We start from the raw sequence: 22,190 nt of genomic DNA, 5'->3' as shown, positions 1-22,190 counted from the left end.
CCACCCGGCGAGCACCGGCCGGTTCGCGGCACCGTCCCCGGGTAGCCACCGGGCCGCTCCGAGGCGCCCGCACGGCCCCGCGGACGCCCCGCATAGACTCGGCCCATCGCCACCCAGGAGACCCCCGCATGAGCGCGACCGCCGCACAGCTCCTCGTCCGCTGCCTCGAGGCCGAGGGGGTCGAGTACGTCTTCGGCATCCCGGGCGAGGAGAACATCCACTTCGTGCAGGCGCTCGCGGACTCGAAGATCCGGTACGTCCTCGTCCGCCACGAGCAGGCCGCGTCGTTCATGGCCGAGATGTACGGCCGGCTGACCCAGCGCGCCGCGGTCTGCTCCGCGACGCTCGGCCCCGGCGCGATCAACCTGCAGCTCGGCGTCGCCGACGCGACGACGAACTCGACGCCCCTGATCGCGATCTCCGCGCAGGTCGGCCGGGACCGCTCCTACAAGGAGTCCCACCAGGGCATCGACCTCGTGCCGATGTTCGCCCCGATCACGAAGTGGTCCGCGCTCGTCCCGACCCCCGAGTCGGTGCCGGAGATCGTCCGCAAGGCGTTCAAGACCGCCCAGACGGAGCGCCCCGGAGCCGTCTACCTCGCGATCCCGGAGGACATCGAGGCCGCCGAGGTCCCCGACGACCTGACACCGCTGCGGATCGACCGCGTCCGCCCGAACGAGCCGACCGACGCGCAGGTGGAGCGCGCCGTCGAGATCCTCCGCGCCGCCGAGCGTCCCATCGTCCTCGCCGGACACGGCGCGGCGCGCGACGCCTCGCACGGCGGGACGTCGACCGCCGACCAGCTCCTGCGGTTCGCCGAGTCGACCGGCATCCCGGTCGCCACCACGTTCCACGGCAAGGGCGTCTTCCCCGACGACCACGAGCTCGGCCTCGGCGCCGTCGGCTTCATGCGCCACGACTACGTGAACTTCGGCTTCGACGCCGCCGACGCGATCGTCGCCGTCGGCTACGAGCTCCAGGAGTTCGACCCGAAGAAGATCAACCCCAAGGGCGAGGCACGGATCGTCCACCTCCACCACTTCCCGGCCGAGGTCGACCGGCACTACCCGGTCGACGTCGGCCTGCACGGCTCGATCGGCCGCTCGCTGGAGCTCCTCACCGACGGGCTCGAGGCCGCGAACGCCGCGACCGGCGAGCGGCTCCCCGCCCCGCGCGAGACGCCGCACGTGGCCGCGCTGCTGAAGGAGGAGCTCGACGAGCACGCCGACGACGAGCGCGTCCCGCTCTCGCCGCAGCGCATCGTGTCGGACACCCGCAGGGCGCTCGGCCGCGACGACATCGTCCTCGCCGACACCGGCGCGGTGAAGATGTGGATGGCCCGGCTCTACCCGACGTACGCGCCGAACGCCTGCCTGCTCTCCAACGGCCTGTCGACGATGGGCTTCGCCCTTCCGGGCGCGCTCGGGGCGAAGCTCGCGCGTCCGGACGCCAAGGTTCTCGCGGCGACGGGCGACGGCGCGTTCCTCATGCACGCGCAGGAGCTCGAGACGGCCGTCCGCGAGGAGATCCCGCTCTGCGTCCTCGTCTGGGAGGACGACGGCTACGGCCTCATCGAGTGGAAGATGGAGATGGAGCTCGGCACCAGCTCGTCGGTGAAGTTCGGCAACCCCGACGTCGTCGCGTTCACCGAGAGCTTCGGCGGCAGGGGCGTGCGGATCACCTCCGCCGACCAGCTCCTCCCGGCCTTGGAGGAGGGCCTCGCGTCCGACGGCGTGACCGTCATCGCCGTCCCGGTCGACTACTCCGAGAACCTGCGGCTCACCGAGCGCCTCGGCGACCTGGAGGACCCGCTGTAGTGGCGGCCGACCCGCACGCCCGGCCGGCCGCCGACCGGGCACCGCAGGACGCCACCGACCCGCCCCCCGGCTCGTGCGACCTCCTCGTCGTCGGCGCCGGGATCGTCGGCCTCGCCGTCGCCCGCGAAGCGCTGCGACGGCGGCCGGGCCTGCGCGTCGCCGTGCTCGAGCGCGAGGACCACGTCGCCGCCCACCAGACCGGCCACAACAGCGGCGTCGCGCACTCCGGCCTGTACTACCGGCCGGGCTCGCTGAAGGCCCGGCTGGCCGTGCAGGGCGTCACCGACCTGTACGCGTTCTGCGCCGAGCACGGGATCGCCCACGAGCGCTGCGGCAAGGTCGTCGTCGCGTCGCGGCCCGACGAGCGTCCCCGGCTCGACGAGCTCGAGCGCCGCGGCCGCGCCAACGGCGTCCCCGGCCTCGTGCGGCTCGACGCCGCGGGCATCCGGGAGCACGAGCCGCACGTCAGCGGCGTCGACGGGCTGTGGTCCCCGAACACCGGGATCGTCGACTTCGTCGGCGTGACCCGCGCGCTGGCGGACGAGGTCCGCGCGCTCGGCGGAACGCTCCACCTCGGTCGGTCCGTCGTCGGGCTCGCGCGTCGGGACGGACACGTGCTCGTCGACCATGCCCCCGGCGCCGGGCGTACGACCTCGACGGCCGTCCCCGGCGGAGCGTCCGTCGCCTCGGGCCGGGCGGACGGATCGGAGCGCGCCTCGTCCGCCGCCGACCGCACCGTCGCCCGCCGCGCGATCGTCTGCGCCGGCGCCTGGGCCGACGCGCTCGCCCCCCACCCCCGCGAGGTGCGCGACGAGGACGTCCGAGTCGTGCCGTTCCGCGGGGCCTACCGCGTGCTCCGGCCCGAGGCCGCCGGGCTCGTGCGTGGCCTCGTCTACCCCGTGCCCGACCCGGACCTGCCGTTCCTCGGCGTCCACCTGACCCGCGGGGTCGACGGCGAGGTCCACGCCGGCCCGACCGCGCTGCTCGTCGGGGCCCGCGACGCCTACCGCCTGGGGCGCGTCCGCCGGGCGGATCTCGGCGCCACGGTCCGCTGGCCCGGGACGTGGCGGATGGCCCGCACGTGGTGGCGCACCGCGGGCGGTGAGGTCCATCGCACCGTCAGCCGCCGGGCGATGGCCGCCGAGCTGCGCCGGATGGTCCCCGAGCTGCGCGCCGAGGACCTGCTGCCGGGACCGGCCGGCGTCCGGGCCCAGGCGCTCCGGCGCGACGGGGGGCTGCACGACGACTTCGTCCTCGACCACGACGCCGCGACGCTGCACGTGCGCAACGCTCCCTCCCCCGCGGCGACGGCGTCGCTGGCGCTGGCCGGCGAGATCGCCGACCGCGCCGAGGCCGCTTTCGGGCTCGAGCCCGCGCAGGGCTGAGCGCCCTCAGTCGCGCTCGTGCAGGGCGCGGTAGAGGTCGTTGGCCGAGCCGCCGGTGAGCTCGGCCACGACGCGGGCGGCGGTCTTCGCCCGGGCGCCGGCCTCGACGAGGCGGGCGACGGCGTCCAGCGCGACGGCGTCGTCCGCGGCGTCGGCGGCCTCCGGCGCGACGCCCTGGACGACGAGCGTGACCTCGCCCCGGACGCCGCTCTCCGCGAACCGCGCGGCGACGTCGGCCACCGGCCCGCGGACGACCTCCTCGTGGAGCTTCGTCAGCTCGCGGCAGACCGCGACGACGCGCGTCGGATCCTCGGCCGCCAGCGCCTTCAGCGTCGCGACGAGCCGGTTGGGCGACTCGAACGCGACCGTCGTCTCCGGGTGCGCCAGGAGCGCCACGACGTCGTCGCCGCGCCGCGGCAGGAAGCCGACGAACCGCCAGCGGTCGGCGACGATGCCGGCCGTCGCGATCGCGGTCACCGGAGCGCTCGGCCCGGGCAGGACCTCGACGACGAGGCCGGCGTCGCGGGCCGCCGCGACGAGTCGGCCGCCCGGGTCGCTGACCACCGGCATGCCGGCGTCGCTGACGAGCGCCACGGTCTCCCCCGCCCGGACGCGGTCCAGGAGCTCCCCGGACCGCTCGGCCTCGTTGTGCTCGTGGAGGCTGACCGTGTGCTGCCGGATCCCGTGGCGGTCGAGCAGCCGACGGGTGTGGCGCGTGTCCTCGCACGCGACGACGTCGGCCTCGGCCAGCGCGCGCAGGACGCGGGCCGTCACGTCCTCCATGTTCCCGATCGGTGTCGCGCAGACCACGATCCGGCCGCTCACGACGTCTCCTCCAGCGCGAGGACGGCGGCGCCGACCATGCCGGCCTCCGCCCCGAACGCGGCGGTCTGCACCCGTGCGCCGTTCGAGGGCGCCCGGGCCCGCCGCCGCGCCTCGCTGCGGGCCGACGCGAGCAGCAGCTCCCCGGCGTCGGAGACGCCGCCACCGACGAGGACGAGCTCGGGGTTGAAGATGTTCATCGCGTTGGCGATGCCGACGCCGAGCAGCGTCCCGACGCGCTCGAGCGCCTCCACGGCCGCACGGTCGCCGAGCCGCGCCTGCTCCGTGACCGTCACGCCGGTGATGTGGTGGCCCTCCCCCGCCAGCCGGGCGAGCGCCGATCCCGGCCGCTGCCCCGCCAAGCGCGCGCCCTCGCGACCGAGCGCGCTGCCGGACGCGAGCGCCTCGAGGCACCCGCGGTTCGTGCAGGCGCCCTGGCAGAGCGGCCCGTCGAAGTCGACGACCATGTGGCCGAGCTCCGTCGCCGCGCCCGTCGAGCCGCGCAGGAGCACCCCGCCCGTGACCACGCCGCTGCCGATCCCGGTCCCGACGGTCAGGAGCACGACGTCGTCGCACCCCTGCGCCGCACCGGCGCGCCACTCGGCGAGGACCGCGCAGTTGGCGTCGTTGTCGAGCGCGACGGGGAGCTGCAGCCGATCCTGCAGCTCGTCGCGGACCGGCACGCCGTCGAGCGGCTGGTGCACCGTCGAGACCGCCACCCCGCGCGCACGGTCGACGAGCGACGGGATCCCGACGCCCACGGCGCGGACGTCGCCCGGGGCCACGGATCCGCTGTCCAGCAGCTCCCGGACCTCGTCGACGACCTGCTGCAGGAGGTCCTCCGGATCGTCCGACGGCGGGGCGAGCCGGTAGACCCGCCGACGCACCTCCAGGTCGCGTCCGACGAGCCCCGCCAGGAGCTTCGTCCCGCCGAGATCCACCCCGATGACGCAGTCGCCCGGCACGCGCGGCACCATATCCCGTGATGCAGGGACCCGACGACGACGCCGAGGGCGGCCGCCCCGGCGCGGACGACGCCCCCTACACGGTCTACGGTGGCCGTGCGGGACGGAAGCCGCGCCCCCCACGCCCGAAGGACGGGCGCCGCGACGCGGCCTCCGGCGCGGGCGCCGGCGCCGGCGGCGGTGGCACGGCCGGGGCCGACCGGCGCGACTCCGGGCAGGGCGAGGCGCCGTCGTCCGGTCGACGGGGGGACGGCCTGGTCCCCGACGCCTCCGGTCCGGGCTACACGGTCTACGACGCCCGCGAGGGGCGCCGGAAGGGCGGCGATCCGACGGACCCCGACGCCCCGGACCCCGGCCCGCGGTGGTGGCGCCGGCGCAGCGGCCGCAAGCAGCGCACCCTGCCGGTCCGGGTGCTCCGCTGGGTCTCCACCGCCGTCGCGGCGTGGATCCTCCTGTCGATCGTCCTCTTCCTGATCTCCGCGACGATCCACCAGCAGACCGGCGACGCCGACGAGCTCCTCGGCGGGGGCGGCGCGCCGTTCTCGCCGACGAACGTCCTGATCCTCGGCACGGACGCGCGCCCGAAGGGCTCGAAGGAGCCGGGTGCGGAGGGCTCCGGCGGGGCGACCCGCACCGACACGCTGCTCCTCATGCGGACCGGCGGGTTCAAGAACTCGAAGCTGTCGATCCCGCGCGACACCGCGGTCGACATCCCCGGCCACGGCCGGCAGAAGATCAACGCCGCCTACGCCTTCGACAAGGAGAAGGGCGCGGTCCAGGCCGTCGACACGCTGACGAACCTCAAGGTCAACCACGTCGCGACGATCGACTTCCAGAACTTCCCGGAGCTGATCGACGCGATGGGCGGCGTGAAGTACACGGCGAAGACGTGCCTGACGGCCGACGTCAGCGGCGGCGCGCGGCGTCCCGGCAAGGGCGTCACGATCGGGAAGGCGAAGAACCTCGGCGGCACGTCGTTCCGCCTGAAGAAGGGCCAGACCTACACCTTGAAGGGCTCCGCCGCGCTCGCGCTGGCCCGCGTCCGGAAGAACCGGTGCGACGCGGCGCAGGACGACGTCAACCGCGCCGGGCGTCAGCAGGAGATCGTCAGCGCGATGAAGAAGCGCGTGCTCTCGCCGTCCGGGTTCTTCCGGCTGCCGTTCATCGCGTGGAAGGCCCCGAAGGCCGTGAAGACCGACATGTCCGGCTTCAGCCTGCTCGGCGTCGCGGTCGCGCAGTTCCTGCCGGGTGGCGGCAGCAGCCAGGTGCTGAAGCCCACGGGTGCGGAGAACCTGCCGAGCGGCCAGGCGCTGACCGTGTCGCCCGAGGCCGTCGAGCGCGCCCGCCGGAAGTTCGAGAAGTAGCCGCGGGTCCCGCGGCCGGAGCACCGGGCCCTACGGGGCCTTCGGCGGCTTCGGCTTGGGCGCCGCGGCCTCGGCCTTCTTGCGCTCGGCGCGCTGCTTGCGGAACTTGTCGTCGTGCGCGTCGGCGCCCGACTCCGCGGCCTTCTCGAGCTCCTTGTTGCCCTTGCGCGTGCCGTAGTCGTTCGCGTAGAAGCCGCTGCCCTTGTAGTGCACGGCCGGGGCGTGGAACACCCGCTGGACGGGGACCCCGGTGTCGGGGTCGTGCGTCAGGGCGTCCTCGGAGAAGCTCTGGACGACGTCGAACGTGGTGCCGTCCGGACGCCGGTACTCGTACGTCGGCATCGCCCTAGTCGGACTTCGACGACGAGGACGACGAGGCGGCCGCCGGGGCGGACGAGCCCCCTCCGGACGACGAGGACGAGGAGCCCGAGGACGACGAGGAACCCGACGACGCGTCGGAGGAGGACGAGCCCGACCCCGACGAGTCCGACGCGGCGCTCGGCGAGGACGAGGAGTCGGAGGACGACGACGAGTCGGACGACCCGGAGTCCGACGAGGAGCCGTCGCCCCCGCCACCGACCGGCCGCTTCTTCGTGCCGTAGTCGGTGTTGTGGAAGCCCGCGCCCTTGAAGTGGATCGCCGGCGCGCTCAGGACCTTCTGCACCGGCACGCCGGTGTCGGGGTCGTGGGTCAGCGCGTCGTCGGTGAACTTCTGCAGGACGTCGAAGGTCGTCCCGTCGGGACGGCGGTACTCGTAGATGGGCATGGACTTCGGAGTATAGGCGCACGGGCCGCCCGGCAACCAGAGGTTGGCACTCCGGGGTCGAGAGTGCCAACGCTGCGGCCGCGCCGACCGTCCGGGCGCCGGTCCGACCGGGGTCAGACCGCCGCGCCGACGCCCTCCGGCGCCGTTCCCGCAGCGGACGCCGACTCCCCGCGCGCCCGCACCGCCGGCTCGATCTCGAGCATGCCGCGCAGCAGGGACGAGACCTCGAGCATCGCCTCCCGCGAGCGCCGCCCGACCCCGGGCGTGTTGGCGAACCCGTGGATGAGGTCCGGCATGCGGCGGCACACCGCGGGCGTGCCGGCCTGCCGGAGCGCGGCCGCGTACGCCTCGCCCTGGTCGCGGAGCGGGTCGAAGCCGGCCGTCACGACGAGCGCAGGAGCGAGACCCCGGAGCTCGCCGGTGATCGGCGAGATCCGCGGGTCGGCGAGGTCGACCGCCCCCGCCGGCCCCAGGTAGTGGCGCTCGCACCAGTCCATCGAGGCGTCCTCGAGGTAGAAGCCGTGGCCGAAGAGGTCCCGCGAGGCGTACTCCCGCGTCCAGTCGACCGCCGGGTAGAGCAGCAGCTGGGCCGCGGGCCGCGGGTCGTCCTCGCGGCCCCGCCCCGCCGCGGCGACCTGCGCCGTGATCGCGGTCAGGTTGCCGCCGGCGCTGTCGCCGCCGATCGCGAGGCGCTCGAGGTCCGCACCGAGCTCGTCGGCGTGGTCGACCGTCCACCACCACGCGGCCGCGGCGTCGTCGGGTGCCGCCGGCCACGGGTGCTCGGGGGCCAGCCGGTACTCGACGGAGAGCACGAGGATCCCGGCCGCCGAGCAGAGCATGCGGCAGACCGCGTCGTGGGAGTCGCGGTCGCCGAGCACGAAGCCGCCGCCGTGGAAGAACAGGAGGAGCGGCAGGCGGTCCGTTCGCGGCTGCCACGTCAGCGCCGGGTTGCGGGCGCCACCCGGACGGTAGAGCCGAGCCGGCAGCGGGCCCGTCGCCCCGTCGACCTCGAGGTCGTCGGCGGACGCCACCGCGATCGGGCGACCAGCGGCGACGAGCGCCTCGTGCCGCATGGTCCGGCGCGCGTCGTCGACCGGCTGCTCGTGCCACGCCGGGTAGCGCAGGCGGCTGCGGAGCCCGAGCATCGCCTGCACCGGGGCGTCGAGCGTCTGGCCGTCGAGTCGGACCTTCGGGCCGAGCCCGACCCGGCGGTTCGGTCCGCCCGTCGCACCGAGCGCGCGGAGGGACTGGCGCTCGAGCCGCCCACGCAGCTCGAGCTTCGGGGGCGGGGCCTGTCGGACGGATCGGCGCAGCGGCATCGGAGAATCCTACCGCCGGTCGGACCCGGACGGCAACCTCGGATACCCGCCGGTATCCGCGGCCGACGCGCGGCCCCCGCGGGCGAGGCCGTACCCTCTCGCCATGCCCTCCGACGTCGTCACCATGGACAAGATCGTCGCGCTCTGCAAACGGCGCGGCTTCGTCTTCCCCGCCTCGGAGATCTACGGCGGCATCGCCAACACGTACGACTACGGCCACTACGGCGTGCTGCTCGTGCAGAACGTCAAGGCCGAGTGGTGGAAGGCGATGCTGCAGGACCGCGACGACATCGTCGCGCTCGACTCCGCGATCATCCAGCACCCCTCCGTCTGGAAGTCCTCGGGCCACCTCGACGGCTTCTCCGACCCGCTCGTCCAGTGCCTCGGCAAGTGCAAGAAGCGCTTCCGCCTGGACCACCTGCAGGAGGCCGCGGTCGAGGCCGGCGAGGACCCCGCGCTCGTCGTCTGCCCGACCTGCGGCGGCGAGCTCTCGGAGCCCCGCGAGTTCAACCTCATGTTCAAGACCCAGATCGGCACCGTGGAGGACACGGCGTCGACGGTCTACCTGCGGCCCGAGACCGCGCAGGGCATCTTCGTCGACTTCAAGCAGGTCCTCGCGATCTCGCGCAAGAAGCCGCCGTTCGGCATCGCGCAGATCGGCAAGTCGTTCCGGAACGAGATCACGCCGGGCAACTTCATCTTCCGCACGCTCGAGTTCGAGCAGATGGAGATGGAGTTCTTCGTGCCGCCCGCGGAGTCGACCGCGTGGTACGAGCACTGGAAGCAGACCCGCTTTGCCTGGTACACCGGCCTCGGCGTCCGCGCCGACCACCTGCGCCTGCGCCCGCACGACGACGACGAGCTCTCGCACTACAGCTCGCGCACCGCCGACGTCGAGTACCTCTTCCCGATCGGCTGGTCCGAGCTCGAGGGCGTCGCGGACCGCGGCGACTTCGACCTCACCCAGCACGCCAAGGGCGCCAAGACGAAGATCGAGGTCTACGACGAGGCCTCGAAGGAGCGCTACGTCCCGCACGTCATCGAGCCCGCCGCCGGCGTCGCCCGCGCGACGCTCGCCTTCCTCGTCGATGCGTACGACGAGGAGGAGATCGACGGCGACGTCCGCACCGTCCTGCGCCTGCACCCGCGCCTGGCGCCGATCAAGGTCGCCGTCTTCCCGCTCGTGAAGAAGGACGGCCAGCCGGAGCTCGCGAAGGAGATCCGCGACAGCCTCCGCCGCGTCGGCACGACGGAGTACGACGAGTCCGGCGCGATCGGCAAGCGCTACCGCCGCCAGGACGAGATCGGCACGCCCTGGTGCGTCACGGTCGACCACCAGACGCTCGAGGACCGGACGGTCACCGTCCGCGACCGCGACTCGCTCGAGCAGACGCGCGTGGCGATCGACGACCTCGTCGCGCTGTTCGCGGGCCGGCTGGCCCAGGACTGGGTCTCGCCGAAGCCGCAGGAGGGGTGAGGAGCGGGCCCCGCCCCGAGCGTCTCGGGGCGGAGCCGCAGCGCACCTCGCCGGCCCGGGGCACCCGCAGAGGACCCGGAACGACGAACGGCGCCGCCCCGAGGGGCGACGCCGCGCGAGCGGTGTCCGGCGCGCGACCGGGGAAGCGCGCGCCGAACGGGCTCAGCTGTCGCTGCCGCAGACCGTCAGGCCGAACGCCTTGGCCTTGGCGTTCGCGTCGGCGAACGGGCTCGGGCCCGACCCGTCGTTGACGATCGTCGACGGATCGGCCTTGACCTTGGCCGTCGCGTCCTCGAGCGACGTCAGCAGCGCCTTCGCCTCGTCGCCGGACTCCTTGGGCGTGCCGAGCGCCTTGATCTCCTTCAGCTGGTTCTCGATGTTCGGCACCGCGATCTCCGACGCGAGCTTCGCCTGCTGCTCCGCGGACGGGCTGTCGGTGCCGAGCGCCTGGAGCGCCGACTGCAGCGCCTTGTTCTGGGCGTCGTCGCCCTTCTGGCAGATCGCGTCCGCCTGCTTGATGTAGTCGGCCTTGCTCAGGCCCTTGTCGTCGTCGCTGCCGCCACAGCCGGCGAGGACGAGGGCGAAGCCGACGAGCGGTGCCGCGATGAGGTGTGTACGCATTGGTGGTTCTCCCCAGTGATGAGCGCTCGCGGGCGCGAGCGCGCAGGGAGCCTACGGCGGCGACGGTCGCGGAGGGCGGCGGGGTGGGCGTCAGGCGCGGAACCGGGCCCTGAGCAGGGCGAACTGGTCCGTATCGCCCACTGGAGTGCACGGGTCGCTCGGTGCAGGCCCTGACCCCCGCCGATCGTCCACGGACGGCCCCACGCCGGTCCCGATAGCGTCGTGCCATGCCACCGGTCGAGCACCCGCTGTTCTCCCGCGTCTGGTCGTGGGCGATGCGCCACGAACCCGCGGGCGTCCGCCGTGCCCGCGAGGAGCTGCTGGCCGGGCTCGAGGGCCGCGTGCTCGAGGTCGGCGCGGGGACCGGCTCGAACTTCGACCTCTACCCCGCGGGGGTCACCGAGGTCGTCGCCGTCGAGCCCGACCGCGTGCTCCGCGAGCAGGCGGCCGTCGCCGCCGCGAAGCGCGAGACCGCCGTGCCGGGGACCCGCATCCGCGTGCTCGACGGTACGTTCGAGGACCTTCCCGGCGACGCCGCCGGTCCGTACGACGCGGTGGTGTGCGCGCTCGTCCTGTGCTCCGTGGCGGACGTGCCCGCCTCCTTGGCCGCCGCGCACGACGCGCTGCGGCCCGGTGGCGAGCTGCGGTACTACGAGCACGTCGCCACCGACGGCTGGCTCGGCGGTCTGCAGCGCACGGTCGACGCGACGTTCTGGCCGCGGGCGTTCGGCGGGTGCCACACCCACCGCGACACCGTCGCCGCGATCGACCGGGCCGGCTTCGAGCGCGTGACGCACCGCGACGTCCGGTTGGCGCCGACGTGGGCCCCGGTGCCGGTGGCCCCGATGGCGCTCGGCGTGGCGCGGCGCGCGGCCTAGAGGTCGATGTAGAGGCCGCGGGCGGCGGTCGCGGCGACCTCGATCGCGGCGTCCATGTCGCGCCCGGGCTCGGCGAGCAGCCGCAGCGCCATCCCGTAGCCGAACCCGAGCATCACGTCGGCCACGGTCTCCGGGTCGGCCACGAGCTGGATCACGCCGTCGGCCTCGAGCTTGCGCGACCGGGCGGCGAGGGCGTCGGACATCCCCTGCATCAGCGAGGTCAGCTCCTCGGCGATCTCCGGCGTCCGCTGCGCGAGCGTGTAGAGCTCGAGCAGCATCGAGACGAACTCGGGCTCGTGCTTCACGGTCGCCTGGAGCGAGCGGACCCACTGGTCGACGAGCTGCGCGGCGGAGTTCGCGTGCTCCAGCGCGTCGGCGAGCGCGGCGAAGCGGACCTCGGAGTCGCGCTTGGCGACCTCCACGAGCAGCCGCTCCTTCGAGCCGAAGTAGTAGTGCAGGAGGCCGCGTGAGACGCCGGCCTCGCGGGCGACGTGGTCGAACGTGGACCCCGCGACGCCACGACGCGCGACGCTCGACCGCATGGCGTCGACGATGCGCAGCTGCTTGTCCGTCGCCAGCTGGCGCTTCGTCTGCTCCGTGGCCACGCCGGGATGATACCTGGCTGGCTGGCCAGCCGACAGCGGGGACGACGACGGCGGCCCGAGGCCGCCGTCGATCGTCACGCGGGCCCGGGGACCTGGCCCTCGACCGAGGGCCGTGGTCCCCGGCCGATCAGCTGCCGGAGACCGGCGTGGTGGCGGCGCCGGCGGTCGCGCCGTTGCCGTTCGCCGAGGCGGTGCCGGCCGCGGCGCCGACGGAGTAGTCGAGCTCCTCCTCCGGGCCGAAGACGAGGTCGAGCGCCTTCGTCCGGAGCGCGGGGACGGTGACGACCGCGACGCTCGAGCCGATCAGCGTCAGGAAGAGCAGGCCGAACTTGCCCTTCTTCTTCTTCGGCGGCTTGCCGCCGAGCTGGCCCTTCGCGTCGAGCAGCGCGCTCGTGCCGGCGCGGACGTCGCTGTGGACCTTCTTGTCCTGCAGCAGGGCGCCGGGGTTGGCCGACACGCGGCCGTACGCGGCCTTCGCGGCCTCGGCGAGGTTGCGCAGGTCGTCGTGCAGGTCCTGGTTCTCGATCAGGTTGCGCACGGCGTCCTCACGGGCTGCCAGCTGCTTCTTCGCGCGGCGACCCGTCGACTTGGCCGTCTTGCGAGCGGACTTCGCCTGGGCCTTGGCCTGCTTCTTCAACTGCTTCTTGGACTGCGTCTTCAACGCCATGGTCCTCCGTCTCGGGGTGGTGAGGCCGAACGCCCGAGAGCCTATCGCTCCGGGACCGCGCCCATCGACGGCGGACGTCGGCGGGCGGCGGGTTCTCGGTGAGTGCTGCCGGATTCCCTACCCGGCGTCGGGACCGGGCAAACCGCCGAGCGCGGCCTCCAGGACCTGCTCGACGCGGTCCACCCACACGAAGTCGATGCGCGACCTGAGGGGCTCCGGGATGTCCTCCTGGTCCCGCTCGTTCTCCCGCGGGGCGATCACGCAGCGCACGCCGTTGCGCTGTGCCGCGAGCGCCTTCTCCTTCAGTCCGCCGATCGGCAGGACCTCGCCCGTGAGCGTGATCTCACCCGTCATCGCCACGTGCTGCGCGACCTCCTTGCCCGTCAGGAGCGACGCGATCGCGGTCGCGATCGTGATGCCCGCCGACGGGCCGTCCTTCGGCGTCGCGCCGGCCGGCACGTGGACGTGGAGGTCGTGCTGCGAGAACCAGTCCTGCGGCACGTCGGGCGCGACCACGGCGAGGTTCCCCCGGACCCAGGTGAGCGCGGCGCGCACGGACTCCTGCATCACGTCGCCGAGCTGCCCGGTCGTCGTCAGGGTCGGCTGCGAGCCGGACTTCGGCATCGCCGCGGCCTCGACGACCAGGACGTCCCCGCCGACCGGGGTCCACGCCAGTCCGGTGGCCACGCCGGCACGCCGGGTGCGCCGGCGCAGGGCCTCGTCGGCGTTCGCCCACGTCCCGCGCCCGAGGAGCTCCTCGACCCGGGCCTGCGAGACGGTCACGCGCTTCGCCCGCGACGGCGTCCCGTCGCCGTCGTCCTGCTCGGACTCGACGATCTCCCGCGCGATCTTGCGGACGACGCGCCCGATCTCGCGCTCGAGGCTCCGGACGCCCGACTCCCGCGTGTAGTCCTCGATCAGCATCCGCAGGGCGGGCTCACCGAAGGTCAGCCAGGACCGCCGGAGCCCGTGGCGCTCCAGCTGCCGGGGCACGAGGTAGCGCTTGGCGATCTCGAGCTTCTCCTGCGCGGTGTAGCCGGCGAGCCGGATGACCTCCATGCGGTCCAGCAGGGGGCCGGGGATCGTGTCGAGCGTGTTGGCGGTCGTCACGAACATGACCCGCGAGAGGTCGAACGGCACGTCGAGGTAGTGGTCGCGGAACGTGTCGTTCTGCTCCGGGTCGAGCACCTCGAGCATCGCCGAGGACGGCCCGGCGCCGCCGGGACCCATCGACCCCATCTTGTCGATCTCGTCGATCATCAGCAGCGGGTTGTTCGACCCGGCGTCCCGCATCGCGCGGACGATCGTGCCCGGCATCGCACCGATGTACGTGCGGCGGTGCCCGCGGATCTCGGCCTCGTCGCGCACGCCGCCGGCGGAGATCCGCTCGAAGTTGCGCCCCATCGCCCGGGCGATCGACTTGCCGAGCGACGTCTTGCCGACACCGGGAGGACCGACGAGGCAGAGGATCGAGCCACGGGCGTCGGGCTTCAGCTGCCGCACCGCCAGGAACTCGAGGATGCGGTCCTTGATGTCGTCGAGGCCGTGGTGGTCGGCGTCGAGGATCCCGCGGGCGTGGTGGAGGTCGAGGTCGTCGCGCGTGCGGTCGTTCCACGGCAGCGAGACGATCCACTCGAGGTACGTGCGGACGACGCCGTGCTCGGCGGACGCCTGCGGGATCGACTCCAGGCGGTGCAGCTCGCGGTCGGCCTGGGTCTCCACGAGCTCCGGCAGGTCCAGCGCGTCGAGCTGCTCCCGGAGCTCGGCGAGCTCCGCCTCGAGCGGGTCGTCCTCCCCCAGCTCCTCGCGGATCGCCTTGAGCTGCTGGCGCAGCACGTACTCGCGCTGGCCCTTGTCGAGCTCCGACTGGACCTGCGACTGGATCTCCGTGCCGATCGAGATGACCTCGAGCTCCCGGGCGAGGATCGCCATCAGACGCCGCAGACGGGCCTGCACGTCGACCTGCTCGAGGAGCTCCTGCTTCTCCTCCGTGCCGATCCGCAGCGAGCCCGCGATCAGCTGGCTCAGCGCGACGGGGTCGTCGATGTTCGCGACCGCGACCTGGAGCTCCTCCGGCAGGTACGGGACGGCCTCGACGATCTTCGTGAACGTCTCCTGGACGCTCCGCATCAGCGCGGTCAGCTCGGCGGTCGGCTCGGCGGTCGGATCGTCGCCGAGGACGTCGGGGAGCTCCTCGACCTCGGCCACGAGGTAGGGCTCGGTCGAGGTGAAGCGCGTCAGGCGGACCCGCTGGGTGCCCTGGACGAGCAGCCGGAGCGTGCCGTCGGGGACCTTGAGCATGCGGACGATGTGCCCGATCACGCCGACGTCGTGGACGCCCTCCGGGCCCGGAGCCTCGACGGCCGCGTCCCGGGACGTCGCGAGCACCAGACGGCGGTCGCCGGCGAGCACGTCGTCGACGAGCTTCACCGAACGCTCCTGCCCCACTGCGAGCGGCAGCATCGTGTCGGGGACCGCGACGACGTCGCGGAGCGGCAGGACGGGCAGCGGCCCCTCGACGGCGGCCTCGCCCTCACCCTGGATCACGACCTCCTGCGCCGCGGTCGGGTCGGCGACGATCTCGATCACGCGTCGTCCTCGCCACGCGGTGCCGGGGCGTCGTCCGTCGCGGCCCCGGTGGTGGCTGCGTCGTCGTCGGCGCGGAGCGGCAGCTCGACGCGCAGGATGCCGTCGCGGTACGTGGCGCGGGCGCGGTCGGCGTGGACCTCCGCCCCGAGGGCCACCGTCCGGCGGAACACGCCGGTGCCGATCTCCACCTGCTGGTAGGCGCGGCCCTCGGCCTCCCCCGCCTCCCGGCAGCCCGCGACGACGAGCTCGCGTCCACGGACCTCGAGCGCGACGCGGTCCGGGTCGATCCCGGCGAGCTCGGCGTGGACGACGACCCGTGGGTCCCCGTCGTCGGGGGTCTCGATGAAGACGTCGACGGCCGGCTCGAAGCCCGAGCGGGTGCTGCGCCCGTGCAGCCCGCGGTCGAGCACGCCCCCGAAGAGCTCGTCCATCTCGCGCCGCACGCGCTCGAAGTTGGCGAACAGGTCGCCCTCGCGAGAACGCATGCGAGGAATCTACCCCTGCGTCAGAGGTCGTAGGTGGCGCCGAGGACCGCCATCTCGACCGGGACGTCCCCTGCGGCCTCGACGGCGCGCTCCAGCGCGACGACGGGGTCCTCCTCGTCGGAGATGTGCGTCAGCACGGCGTGCGCGACGCCGGCGCGGCGCGCGGCGTCCCCGGCCTCCGCGGCCGTCAGATGCCCTCGGGGGCCGGCGCGCTCGGGACGCGGGAGCGTGGCCTCGACGAAGAAGAGGTCGGCACCGGTGGCGAACTCGACGAGGTCCTCGTTCGGCGCGCAGTCGGACCCGAAGACGAACCGGCCGCCCGTGACGGTCGAGCGGATCTCGACCGCGTAGGCGGGGACGAAGTGCGGCACCGCACGGAAGCGGACCTCCAGCGGCCCGAGCCGCAGCGTGCCCTCGGGGTCGTACTCGCTGGACGCGAAGGCCTGCTCGACGAGCGCCGGCATCCCCCAGGCGGTCATGATCGTGCGCATGACCTTCTCGCCCCCGGGCGGGAGGTGGAGCTGCGGTCGCGCCGGGTGGTCGGTGCCCGGCCACGGGGCACCGGGACGGGCTGCTGGCGTGGGGCGAACGACAGCGCGTAGCTGTACGGGACGAGGTCGAGCGTGTGGTCGGCGTGGCAGTGCGAGATCACGCACGCGTCCAGGTCGACGTAGTCCATGTGGGCGCGGAGCTTCCCGAACACGCCGTTGCCGCAGTCGAGCAGCAGCGTGTAGCCGTCCTCCTCGACGAGGTAGCCGCTGCAGGCGCCGTCGACGTCCTGCCACGCGGGCGACTTCCCGAGAATCCTCACCCGCACATGAGACCCTTCGCCACGATCTGTCCAGTCTAGGGACGCCGCGGTTCACGAGGCGTTGCGGCAGGGAACGACCGTTGACGCGGTGTCGAACGGGAGCGCCCCGGAACGCCGACGGCCCGCCGGGAGGCGGGCCGTCGTGGTCCTGCGGGCCGGCGCGCGAGCGCCGAGCGGGTTACGCCTTCGCCAGGACGGACTCGTCCGAGTACGTCTCGCCGGCCTCGGCCTTCGCGACCAGCGACGCCGGCGGGGTGAAGCGCTCGCCGTACTGCTCGGCGAGCTCGTTCGCGCGGGCGACGAAGCCGGCCACGCCGGTCGCCTCCTTCGCGCCGGCCGGCGTGTAGCCGTTGATGTACTGCAGCACGCCACCGGTCCAGGCCGGGAACCCGATGCCGAAGATCGAGCCGATGTTGGCGTCGGAGACCGTCTCGAGGACGCCCTCGTCCACGCACTTGACGGTCTCGAGCGCCTCGGCGAAGAGCATGCGCTCCTCGTAGTCGACGAGCGACAGCGTCGCCGGGTCCGTGTCGCCGGCGATGTCCTTCGCGCCGTACTTGTCCTTCAGGCCCGACCAGAGACCGACGCGCTTGCCGTCCTCGTAGTCGTAGAACCCGGCGCCCGCGAGCCGGCCCGAGCGCTCGGCGGCGATCATGTCGTCGATCACGTCGAACGCCGGGTGGTGCTCCCAGGCGTCGCCGGCGGCCTCCTTCGACGCCTTGCGGATCTTGGCCATCAGATTGAGGTTCAGCTCGTCCGACAGCTGGAGCACCGGGGCCGGGTAGCCGGCCTGCAGGCTGGCCTGCTCGATGGTGCGGGCGGGCACGCCCTCCTTGAGCAGCGCGATGCCCTCGTTGATGAAGGTGCCGATGACGCGCGAGGTGAAGAAGCCGCGCGAGTCGTTGACGACGATCGGCGTCTTGCCGATCTGCTTCACGAGGTCCAGCGCACGCGACGTCGTCTCGTCGCTCGTCTTCTCGCCCTTGATGAGCTCGACGAGCGGCATCTTGTCGACGGGCGAGAAGAAGTGGACGCCGACGAAGTCCTCCGGGCGGGACACGCCCTCGGCGAGCTCCGTGATCGGCAGCGTCGACGTGTTCGAGCCCAACAGGGCGTCGGGCTTCAGGAACGGCTCGATCTCGGCGAAGACCTGCGCCTTGACCTTCGGATCCTCGAAGACGGCCTCGATGACGAGGTCCGCGTCCTGCGCCTTGGCCGGATCGTCCGTCGCGGTGATGCGACCGAGAAGGGCGTCGCCCTTCTCCTGCGTGACCTTGCCCTTCTCGATGCCCTTGGCGACGAGCTTCTCGGAGTAGCCCTTGCCGCGGTCCGCGGCCTCCTGCGAGACGTCCTTCAGCACGACCTCGATGCCGGACTTCGCGCACTGGTACGCGATGCCGGCGCCCATCATGCCCGCGCCGAGGACGACGACCTTGGAGAAGGAGGCGTGCTCGCGGTCCTTGGCCCGGCCGCGCGAGCCGTTCACGGCCTGGAGGTCGAAGAAGAACGCCTGGATCATGTTCTTCGCCACCTGGCCGGTGACGAGGTCCACGAAGTAGCGGCCCTCGATCTCGATGGCGGTGTCGAAGTCGACCTGGGCGCCCTCGACGGCCGCCGACATGATGTTCTTCGGCGCCGGCATGTTCGCGCCCTTGAGCTGCTTGCGCAGGTTCGAGGGGAACGCCGGGAGGTTGGCCGCGAGCTTCGGGTTGCTCGGGGTGCCGCCCGGGATCTTGTAGCCCTTGACGTCCCACGGCTGCACGGCCTCGGGGTTCTCGGAGATGAACTTCTTCGCGGCAGGGAGGAGGTCGTCCGGCGTGGCGACCAGCTCGGAGATCACGCCGACCTCGAGCGCCTTGCCCGGCTTCATCCGCTGGCCCTGGAGCAGGACCTGCATCAGGCCGTTGGCGATGCCGAGCATGCGGATCACGCGGGTCAGTCCGCCGCCGCCGGGCAGCAGACCGAGGGAGACCTCGGGCAGGCCGATCTGGATCTTCGGGCTGTCGACGACGACGCGGTGATGCGTGGCGAGCGCGATCTCGAGGCCGCCGCCGAGGGCGGCGCCGTTGATCGCCGCGACGACCGGGCGGCCGAGCCGCTCCAGACGGCGCAGCGTGCCCTTGACGTCCTTCAGGTTCTGGGCGATCGCGGGGGCGTCGGCCTTCGTCGCCTTCAGCAGGTCGTTGAGGTCGCCACCCGCGAAGAAGGTCTTCTTCGCGGACGTGATGACGACGCCCTTGATCTGCTCCTTCTCGGACTCGAGACGGTCGACGGCCGCGATCATCGACTGGACGTAGTCCGCGTTCATCGTGTTCGCGGACTGGTTCGGGTCGTCGAGGACGAGGTTGACGACGCCGTCGCCGGCGTCCTCCCAGCGGATCGTGTTCGTGAAGCTCATGCGGTGTTCCTCGCTACGGGGTTCGTCGGATCCGAGCCGGGACTCAGATCGCCTCGATCACGGTCGCGATGCCCATGCCGCCGCCGACGCAGAGCGTCGCCAGGCCGTAGCGCTTGCCGCGGCGGTGCAGCTCGTCGATCAGGGTGCCGAGGATCATGCCGCCGGTCGCGCCGAGCGGGTGGCCCATGGCGATCGAGCCACCGTTGACGTTCGTGATCTCGGGGTCGATGTCGAGGTCCTTGATCAGGCGCAGGGCGACGGCCGCGAAGGCCTCGTTGATCTCGATCAGGTCCATGTCCGACGCCTTGAGGCCGGCCTTCGCCAGCGCCTTCTTCGACGCCGGGCCGGGGGCCGTCAGCATGATCGTCGGGTCCGCACCGGAGACGGCGGTCGAGAGGATGCGCGCCTTCGGCTTCAGGCCGTTGCGCTCGCCGACCTCGGCGTTGCCGATCGCCAGCAGCGAGGCGCCGTCGACGATGCCGGAGCTGTTGCCGGCGTGGTGGACGTGGTCGATCTCCTCGATCCAGTGGTACTTCTGCAGCGCGACGGCGTCGAAGCCGCCCATCTCGCCCATCATCTGGAACGACGGCTTGAGCTTGCCCAGGCTGTCGACGGTGGTGCCACGACGGATGAACTCGTCGTGGTCGAGCACGACCTGATCGTTGAGGTCCTTGACCGCGACGACGGAGTCCTTGAAGTACCCGGCGTCCTCGGCCGCGGCGGCGCGCTCCTGCGAGCGGGCGGCGAACGCGTCGACGTCCTCGCGGGTCCAGCCCTCGACGGTCGCGATGAGGTCGGCGCCGATGCCCTGCGGGACGAACTGGGTGTCGTAGTTCGTCTCCGGGTCCATCGCCCAGGCGCCGCCGTCGGAGCCCATCGGGACGCGCGACATCGACTCGACGCCGCCGGCCAGGATCAGATCGTCGCCGATGCCGGACGCGACCTTCTGCGCCGCGGTGTTCACGGCCTCGAGGCCGGACGCGCAGAAGCGGTTGAGCTGGACGCCCGCGACCGTGTTCGGCAGGCCGGCCTTCAGCGCCGCCGTCTTGGCGATGTCCGCGCCCTGGTCGCCGACCGGGGAGACGACGCCGAGGACGACGTCGTCGATCTGCGTCGGGTCGAGCTGCGCGTTGCGGCCCAGCGTCTCGTGGATCAGCCCGACGACGAGGTCGACCGGCTTGGTCCCGTGCAGGGACCCGTTGCTCTTGCCCTTGCCGCGGGGGGTGCGAATGGCCTCGAAGACCAGCGCCTCGGTGCTGCCCATGTGGAACTCCTGTGCTCGCCTGTGCTCGACTGCCACCCGGGCCCCGTACGGGTCCCCGTCGTCCGCGATGCGGCCACCGGGCGTCCCGGCGGTGGCGGACCGGATACTACCTGGCTGGCTGGCCAACCCACGGACCGGGCGGGCGAGCCCGACCACGGCGGTACCCGGGACGCCCATGCTGGCCGGTGCGCGTACGCCCATCCGGGGCACGGCGGCGTCGGCCGGCCTCCCCCTCGATCGGGACATCAGGTTCGCCGTCCGGGTCGGACGGCGAGCCCAGGCTTTCACACACGCGAGGCCGCGCGGGGCGGCCCGACGAGCGGGGTCAGGCGGCGTACCGGCGCGCCTGCTCGGCGGCCGTCGGGAACGCGAAGGGCGTTCCCGTGATGCGCTCGGGACGGAACGCGAACGTCATCTGCCGCGGCGGGTGCAGCCCCTGGTCCCGGTCCGGACGGTACGTCGCACACGGCTCGGAGCGATCCAGCGCGCACAGCATGTGGCGACGGAAGAAGCAGTCGTCGCAGCTGGGGGCTGCGGCGGTGCTGCGCGAGCGGGTGCGGGCGTCTGGACGAGGGGTCACGTAATGGGTCCGAGTGCTGGGTCGGGTACGGGCAGGGCCGCGCACGGTCCCCTTGCGGGTCCGGACGTCGGGGTGCATGAGGCGTTGCCGAACCGCATCGCGGTTTCGACGGACGCCGAGGTGGGTACTGCTCCGTGCTGCAGGACACGCGTCCTGCGGCACGAGGGCCATAGAACCACACCCGCCACCCCAGCGCGACCCTTGTTCCCGCTAGTTGGTCACTTTTCGTTCACAGCCCGTTGCAGGACCGGCACGGGGGGCGGCGAACGTGCAGGGTCGGCCCCGGTCGCGCACGAACGTCCGTCCGTCCCGGTTGACGCGGACCCCGCGTCGTGCTGCGCGGTCCGCCCGGCGGATCGGGTCCGGCGCCGGTGGGCCGCCCCACCGGGACCGGTCCGCCATGATGGGCCGTGATGCGCACCCTCGTCACCGGCGCCACCGGGTTCGCGGGGTCGGCGCTCGTCCCCCCACTGGTCGCCGCCGGCCACGACGTGCGCGCGTTCGCCCGCGACCCCTCCCGGGTCGCGCACGACGTCCCCGCCTTCCGTGGGGACGTCCTGACCGGGGAGGGCCTGGATGCGGCGCTCGACGGCGTCGACGTGGCCTACTACCTCGTCCACTCGATGGAGGCGTCCACCGACGGCCTGCCGTTCGAGGAGCGCGAGCGGCGCTCCGCGGAGCACTTCGCGGAGGCCGCGCGGGCGGCCGACGTCCGGCGGACGGTCTATCTCGGCGTGATGGTCGACGAGACCCGGCCGCTCTCGTCGCACCTCCGCAGCCGGCTCGCGGTGGAGCGGTCGGTCGTCGCCGCGACCCCGGAGGCCGTCGCCCTGCGGGCGTCGATCGCGATCGGGCCGGGGTCCCGCTCGTTCCGCTTCCTCGTCCGGCTCGTCGAGCGGGTGCCGGTGCTCCCGCTGCCGCCTTGGCGGACCCACCGGACGCAACCGATCGACGAGCGGGACGTCACCGCCGCCCTGGTCTCGGCCGCGACCACGGATGCCGCCGACGGGGCGCGCCTGTCCCTGGACATCGCCGGACCGGACGTCCTCAGCTACGGCGAGATCCTCGAGCGGATCCGTGACCTGATGATGCTGCGCCGCCCGAGCATCGGGATCCCGTTCAGCTCCACGCCGATCTTCGGTCGCGTCGCGTCGGTGCTCGCCGGGGAGTCCCCCGAGCTGATCCTGCCGCTGATGGGCGGGCTCTCCGGCGACCTCCTCGTCCGCGACGACTCGTGGGCGCGGACCCTCGGCGTCCGGCCGCACGGGTTCGACCGGGCGGTCAACCACGCGCTCCTGCAATGGGAGCGCGAGGAACCGCTCCGCGCCCGCTGAGCCACGGGCACCTGCGCGGGGACGCGGCCGGGCGCGACCCCGC

At 73.2% G+C, this 22,190-nt stretch carries 21 protein-coding genes; 6 read left to right on the top strand and 15 right to left on the bottom strand.

The window, feature by feature from the left end; all coding sequences use genetic code 11:
• Positions 1 to 128: 128 nt before the first annotated feature.
• Positions 129 to 1,817 carry an acetolactate synthase large subunit gene (locus tag PATMI_RS0113735; protein ID WP_026911304.1) on the top strand — a complete coding sequence of 563 codons (1,689 nt, stop codon included), beginning with the start codon at positions 129 to 131 and terminating at the stop codon, positions 1,815 to 1,817.
• On the top strand, positions 1,817 to 3,202 hold the full coding sequence (locus tag PATMI_RS30065) for an FAD-dependent oxidoreductase (RefSeq protein ID WP_036725841.1): 1,386 nt from the start codon (positions 1,817 to 1,819) through the stop codon (positions 3,200 to 3,202). Before PATMI_RS0113735 ends, PATMI_RS30065 begins: the two co-directional genes overlap by 1 nt.
• 6 nt (positions 3,203 to 3,208) lie before the next feature.
• Here the strand turns inward: PATMI_RS30065 and rsmI are convergent, their stop codons facing one another.
• Positions 3,209 to 4,027: a 16S rRNA (cytidine(1402)-2'-O)-methyltransferase gene (gene rsmI, locus PATMI_RS0113725; protein ID WP_026911303.1), complete on the bottom strand. Its 819-nt coding sequence runs from the start codon at positions 4,025 to 4,027 to the stop codon at positions 3,209 to 3,211.
• Entirely contained in the window at positions 4,024 to 4,989 is a 966-nt protein-coding gene (locus PATMI_RS0113720) for an ROK family protein (RefSeq protein ID WP_084269943.1), read from the bottom strand. Before PATMI_RS0113720 ends, rsmI begins: the two co-directional genes overlap by 4 nt.
• Positions 4,990 to 5,009: 20 nt before the next feature.
• Here PATMI_RS0113720 and PATMI_RS0113715 point away from each other — a divergent pair, with 20 nt between their 5' ends.
• Positions 5,010 to 6,353 (top strand): LCP family protein, encoded by a 1,344-nt coding sequence (locus PATMI_RS0113715; protein WP_026911301.1) that lies wholly within the window; start codon positions 5,010 to 5,012, stop codon positions 6,351 to 6,353.
• Positions 6,354 to 6,383: 30 nt separating this feature from the next.
• On the opposite strand, the gene PATMI_RS30060 is transcribed toward PATMI_RS0113715, so the two are convergent.
• From PATMI_RS30060 to PATMI_RS30055, 3 genes are all read right to left on the bottom strand, one after another.
• Positions 6,384 to 6,695 carry an FmdB family zinc ribbon protein gene (locus PATMI_RS30060; protein ID WP_169738300.1) on the bottom strand — a complete coding sequence of 104 codons (312 nt, stop codon included), beginning with the start codon at positions 6,693 to 6,695 and terminating at the stop codon, positions 6,384 to 6,386.
• A 4-nt stretch (positions 6,696 to 6,699) separates the two neighbouring features.
• Positions 6,700 to 7,119 carry an FmdB family zinc ribbon protein gene (locus PATMI_RS0113705; RefSeq protein WP_026911300.1) on the bottom strand — a complete coding sequence of 140 codons (420 nt, stop codon included), beginning with the start codon at positions 7,117 to 7,119 and terminating at the stop codon, positions 6,700 to 6,702.
• Between the two features lie 113 nt (positions 7,120 to 7,232).
• Complete coding sequence (locus PATMI_RS30055) at positions 7,233 to 8,438, bottom strand: alpha/beta hydrolase (protein WP_051471614.1); 1,206 nt, start codon at positions 8,436 to 8,438, stop codon at positions 7,233 to 7,235.
• A 103-nt stretch (positions 8,439 to 8,541) separates the two neighbouring features.
• Here PATMI_RS30055 and PATMI_RS0113690 point away from each other — a divergent pair, with 103 nt between their 5' ends.
• Positions 8,542 to 9,915: a glycine--tRNA ligase gene (locus PATMI_RS0113690; protein WP_026911299.1), complete on the top strand. Its 1,374-nt coding sequence runs from the start codon at positions 8,542 to 8,544 to the stop codon at positions 9,913 to 9,915.
• A gap of 162 nt (positions 9,916 to 10,077) precedes the next feature.
• Here PATMI_RS0113690 and PATMI_RS0113685 read toward each other — a convergent pair whose 3' ends face one another.
• Positions 10,078 to 10,536, bottom strand: coding sequence for a hypothetical protein (locus PATMI_RS0113685; RefSeq protein WP_026911298.1), 459 nt, complete (start codon positions 10,534 to 10,536; stop codon positions 10,078 to 10,080).
• Between the two features lie 227 nt (positions 10,537 to 10,763).
• Between PATMI_RS0113685 and PATMI_RS0113680 the strand changes: the two genes are divergently transcribed.
• Positions 10,764 to 11,414, top strand: coding sequence for a class I SAM-dependent methyltransferase (locus tag PATMI_RS0113680; protein ID WP_026911297.1), 651 nt, complete (start codon positions 10,764 to 10,766; stop codon positions 11,412 to 11,414).
• Here PATMI_RS0113680 and PATMI_RS0113675 read toward each other — a convergent pair.
• From PATMI_RS0113675 to PATMI_RS36725, 9 genes are all read right to left on the bottom strand, one after another.
• Positions 11,411 to 12,019 carry a TetR/AcrR family transcriptional regulator gene (locus PATMI_RS0113675; RefSeq protein WP_026911296.1) on the bottom strand — a complete coding sequence of 203 codons (609 nt, stop codon included), beginning with the start codon at positions 12,017 to 12,019 and terminating at the stop codon, positions 11,411 to 11,413. The two genes, PATMI_RS0113680 and PATMI_RS0113675, sit on opposite strands and share 4 nt — an antisense overlap.
• Before the next feature lie 127 nt (positions 12,020 to 12,146).
• Positions 12,147 to 12,686 carry a hypothetical protein gene (locus PATMI_RS0113670; RefSeq protein ID WP_157260768.1) on the bottom strand — a complete coding sequence of 180 codons (540 nt, stop codon included), beginning with the start codon at positions 12,684 to 12,686 and terminating at the stop codon, positions 12,147 to 12,149.
• A 117-nt stretch (positions 12,687 to 12,803) separates the two neighbouring features.
• The gene (gene lon, locus PATMI_RS0113665; RefSeq protein WP_026911294.1) at positions 12,804 to 15,275 is read right to left on the bottom strand and encodes an endopeptidase La; all 2,472 of its coding nucleotides are present in this window, start codon (positions 15,273 to 15,275) and stop codon (positions 12,804 to 12,806) included.
• Positions 15,272 to 15,760, bottom strand: a complete 489-nt coding sequence (locus PATMI_RS30050; RefSeq protein ID WP_084269942.1) for an Hsp20/alpha crystallin family protein — start codon at positions 15,758 to 15,760, stop codon at positions 15,272 to 15,274. Before PATMI_RS30050 ends, lon begins: the two co-directional genes overlap by 4 nt.
• 20 nt (positions 15,761 to 15,780) lie before the next feature.
• Positions 15,781 to 16,251 carry an MBL fold metallo-hydrolase gene (locus tag PATMI_RS38540; protein ID WP_084269941.1) on the bottom strand — a complete coding sequence of 157 codons (471 nt, stop codon included), beginning with the start codon at positions 16,249 to 16,251 and terminating at the stop codon, positions 15,781 to 15,783.
• On the bottom strand, positions 16,236 to 16,571 hold the full coding sequence (locus tag PATMI_RS38535) for an MBL fold metallo-hydrolase (RefSeq protein WP_026911292.1): 336 nt from the start codon (positions 16,569 to 16,571) through the stop codon (positions 16,236 to 16,238). Before PATMI_RS38535 ends, PATMI_RS38540 begins: the two co-directional genes overlap by 16 nt.
• A gap of 178 nt (positions 16,572 to 16,749) precedes the next feature.
• On the bottom strand, positions 16,750 to 18,969 hold the full coding sequence (locus PATMI_RS0113645) for a 3-hydroxyacyl-CoA dehydrogenase NAD-binding domain-containing protein (RefSeq protein WP_026911291.1): 2,220 nt from the start codon (positions 18,967 to 18,969) through the stop codon (positions 16,750 to 16,752).
• Positions 18,970 to 19,012: 43 nt separating this feature from the next.
• Positions 19,013 to 20,233 carry an acetyl-CoA C-acetyltransferase gene (locus PATMI_RS0113640; protein WP_026911290.1) on the bottom strand — a complete coding sequence of 407 codons (1,221 nt, stop codon included), beginning with the start codon at positions 20,231 to 20,233 and terminating at the stop codon, positions 19,013 to 19,015.
• Between the two features lie 325 nt (positions 20,234 to 20,558).
• Entirely contained in the window at positions 20,559 to 20,813 is a 255-nt protein-coding gene (locus PATMI_RS36725; protein WP_157260767.1) for a hypothetical protein, read from the bottom strand.
• A 413-nt stretch (positions 20,814 to 21,226) separates the two neighbouring features.
• On the opposite strand from PATMI_RS36725, the gene PATMI_RS0113630 reads away from it, so the two are divergent.
• Positions 21,227 to 22,147, top strand: coding sequence for an NAD(P)H-binding protein (locus PATMI_RS0113630; RefSeq protein ID WP_026911289.1), 921 nt, complete (start codon positions 21,227 to 21,229; stop codon positions 22,145 to 22,147).
• The last annotated feature ends 43 nt before the right edge of the window (positions 22,148 to 22,190 follow it).

Origin of the sequence: Patulibacter minatonensis DSM 18081 (assembly GCF_000519325.1) — a bacterium.
In the GTDB taxonomy this organism is placed as follows: Bacteria; Actinomycetota; Thermoleophilia; order Solirubrobacterales; family Solirubrobacteraceae; genus Patulibacter; species Patulibacter minatonensis.
This window is presented reverse-complemented; position numbering and strand designations above follow the sequence as displayed.

Bases quoted from the DNA above. Each gene is read 5' to 3' on its own strand.
- PATMI_RS0113735 (WP_026911304.1), top strand. From the start codon at position 129: ATGAGCGCGACCGCCGCACAGCTCCTCGTCCGCTGCCTCGAGGCCGAG.
- PATMI_RS0113715 (WP_026911301.1), top strand. From the start codon at position 5,010: ATGCAGGGACCCGACGACGACGCCGAGGGCGGCCGCCCCGGCGCGGAC.
- PATMI_RS30060 (WP_169738300.1), bottom strand. From the start codon at position 6,695: ATGCCGACGTACGAGTACCGGCGTCCGGACGGCACCACGTTCGACGTC.
- PATMI_RS0113705 (WP_026911300.1), bottom strand. From the start codon at position 7,119: ATGCCCATCTACGAGTACCGCCGTCCCGACGGGACGACCTTCGACGTC.
- PATMI_RS30055 (WP_051471614.1), bottom strand. From the start codon at position 8,438: ATGCCGCTGCGCCGATCCGTCCGACAGGCCCCGCCCCCGAAGCTCGAG.
- PATMI_RS0113690 (WP_026911299.1), top strand. From the start codon at position 8,542: ATGCCCTCCGACGTCGTCACCATGGACAAGATCGTCGCGCTCTGCAAA.
- PATMI_RS0113685 (WP_026911298.1), bottom strand. From the start codon at position 10,536: ATGCGTACACACCTCATCGCGGCACCGCTCGTCGGCTTCGCCCTCGTC.
- PATMI_RS0113680 (WP_026911297.1), top strand. From the start codon at position 10,764: ATGCCACCGGTCGAGCACCCGCTGTTCTCCCGCGTCTGGTCGTGGGCG.
- PATMI_RS0113670 (WP_157260768.1), bottom strand. From the start codon at position 12,686: ATGGCGTTGAAGACGCAGTCCAAGAAGCAGTTGAAGAAGCAGGCCAAG.
- PATMI_RS30050 (WP_084269942.1), bottom strand. From the start codon at position 15,760: ATGCGTTCTCGCGAGGGCGACCTGTTCGCCAACTTCGAGCGCGTGCGG.
- PATMI_RS38540 (WP_084269941.1), bottom strand. From the start codon at position 16,251: ATGCGCACGATCATGACCGCCTGGGGGATGCCGGCGCTCGTCGAGCAG.
- PATMI_RS0113645 (WP_026911291.1), bottom strand. From the start codon at position 18,969: ATGAGCTTCACGAACACGATCCGCTGGGAGGACGCCGGCGACGGCGTC.
- PATMI_RS0113640 (WP_026911290.1), bottom strand. From the start codon at position 20,233: ATGGGCAGCACCGAGGCGCTGGTCTTCGAGGCCATTCGCACCCCCCGC.
- PATMI_RS0113630 (WP_026911289.1), top strand. From the start codon at position 21,227: ATGCGCACCCTCGTCACCGGCGCCACCGGGTTCGCGGGGTCGGCGCTC.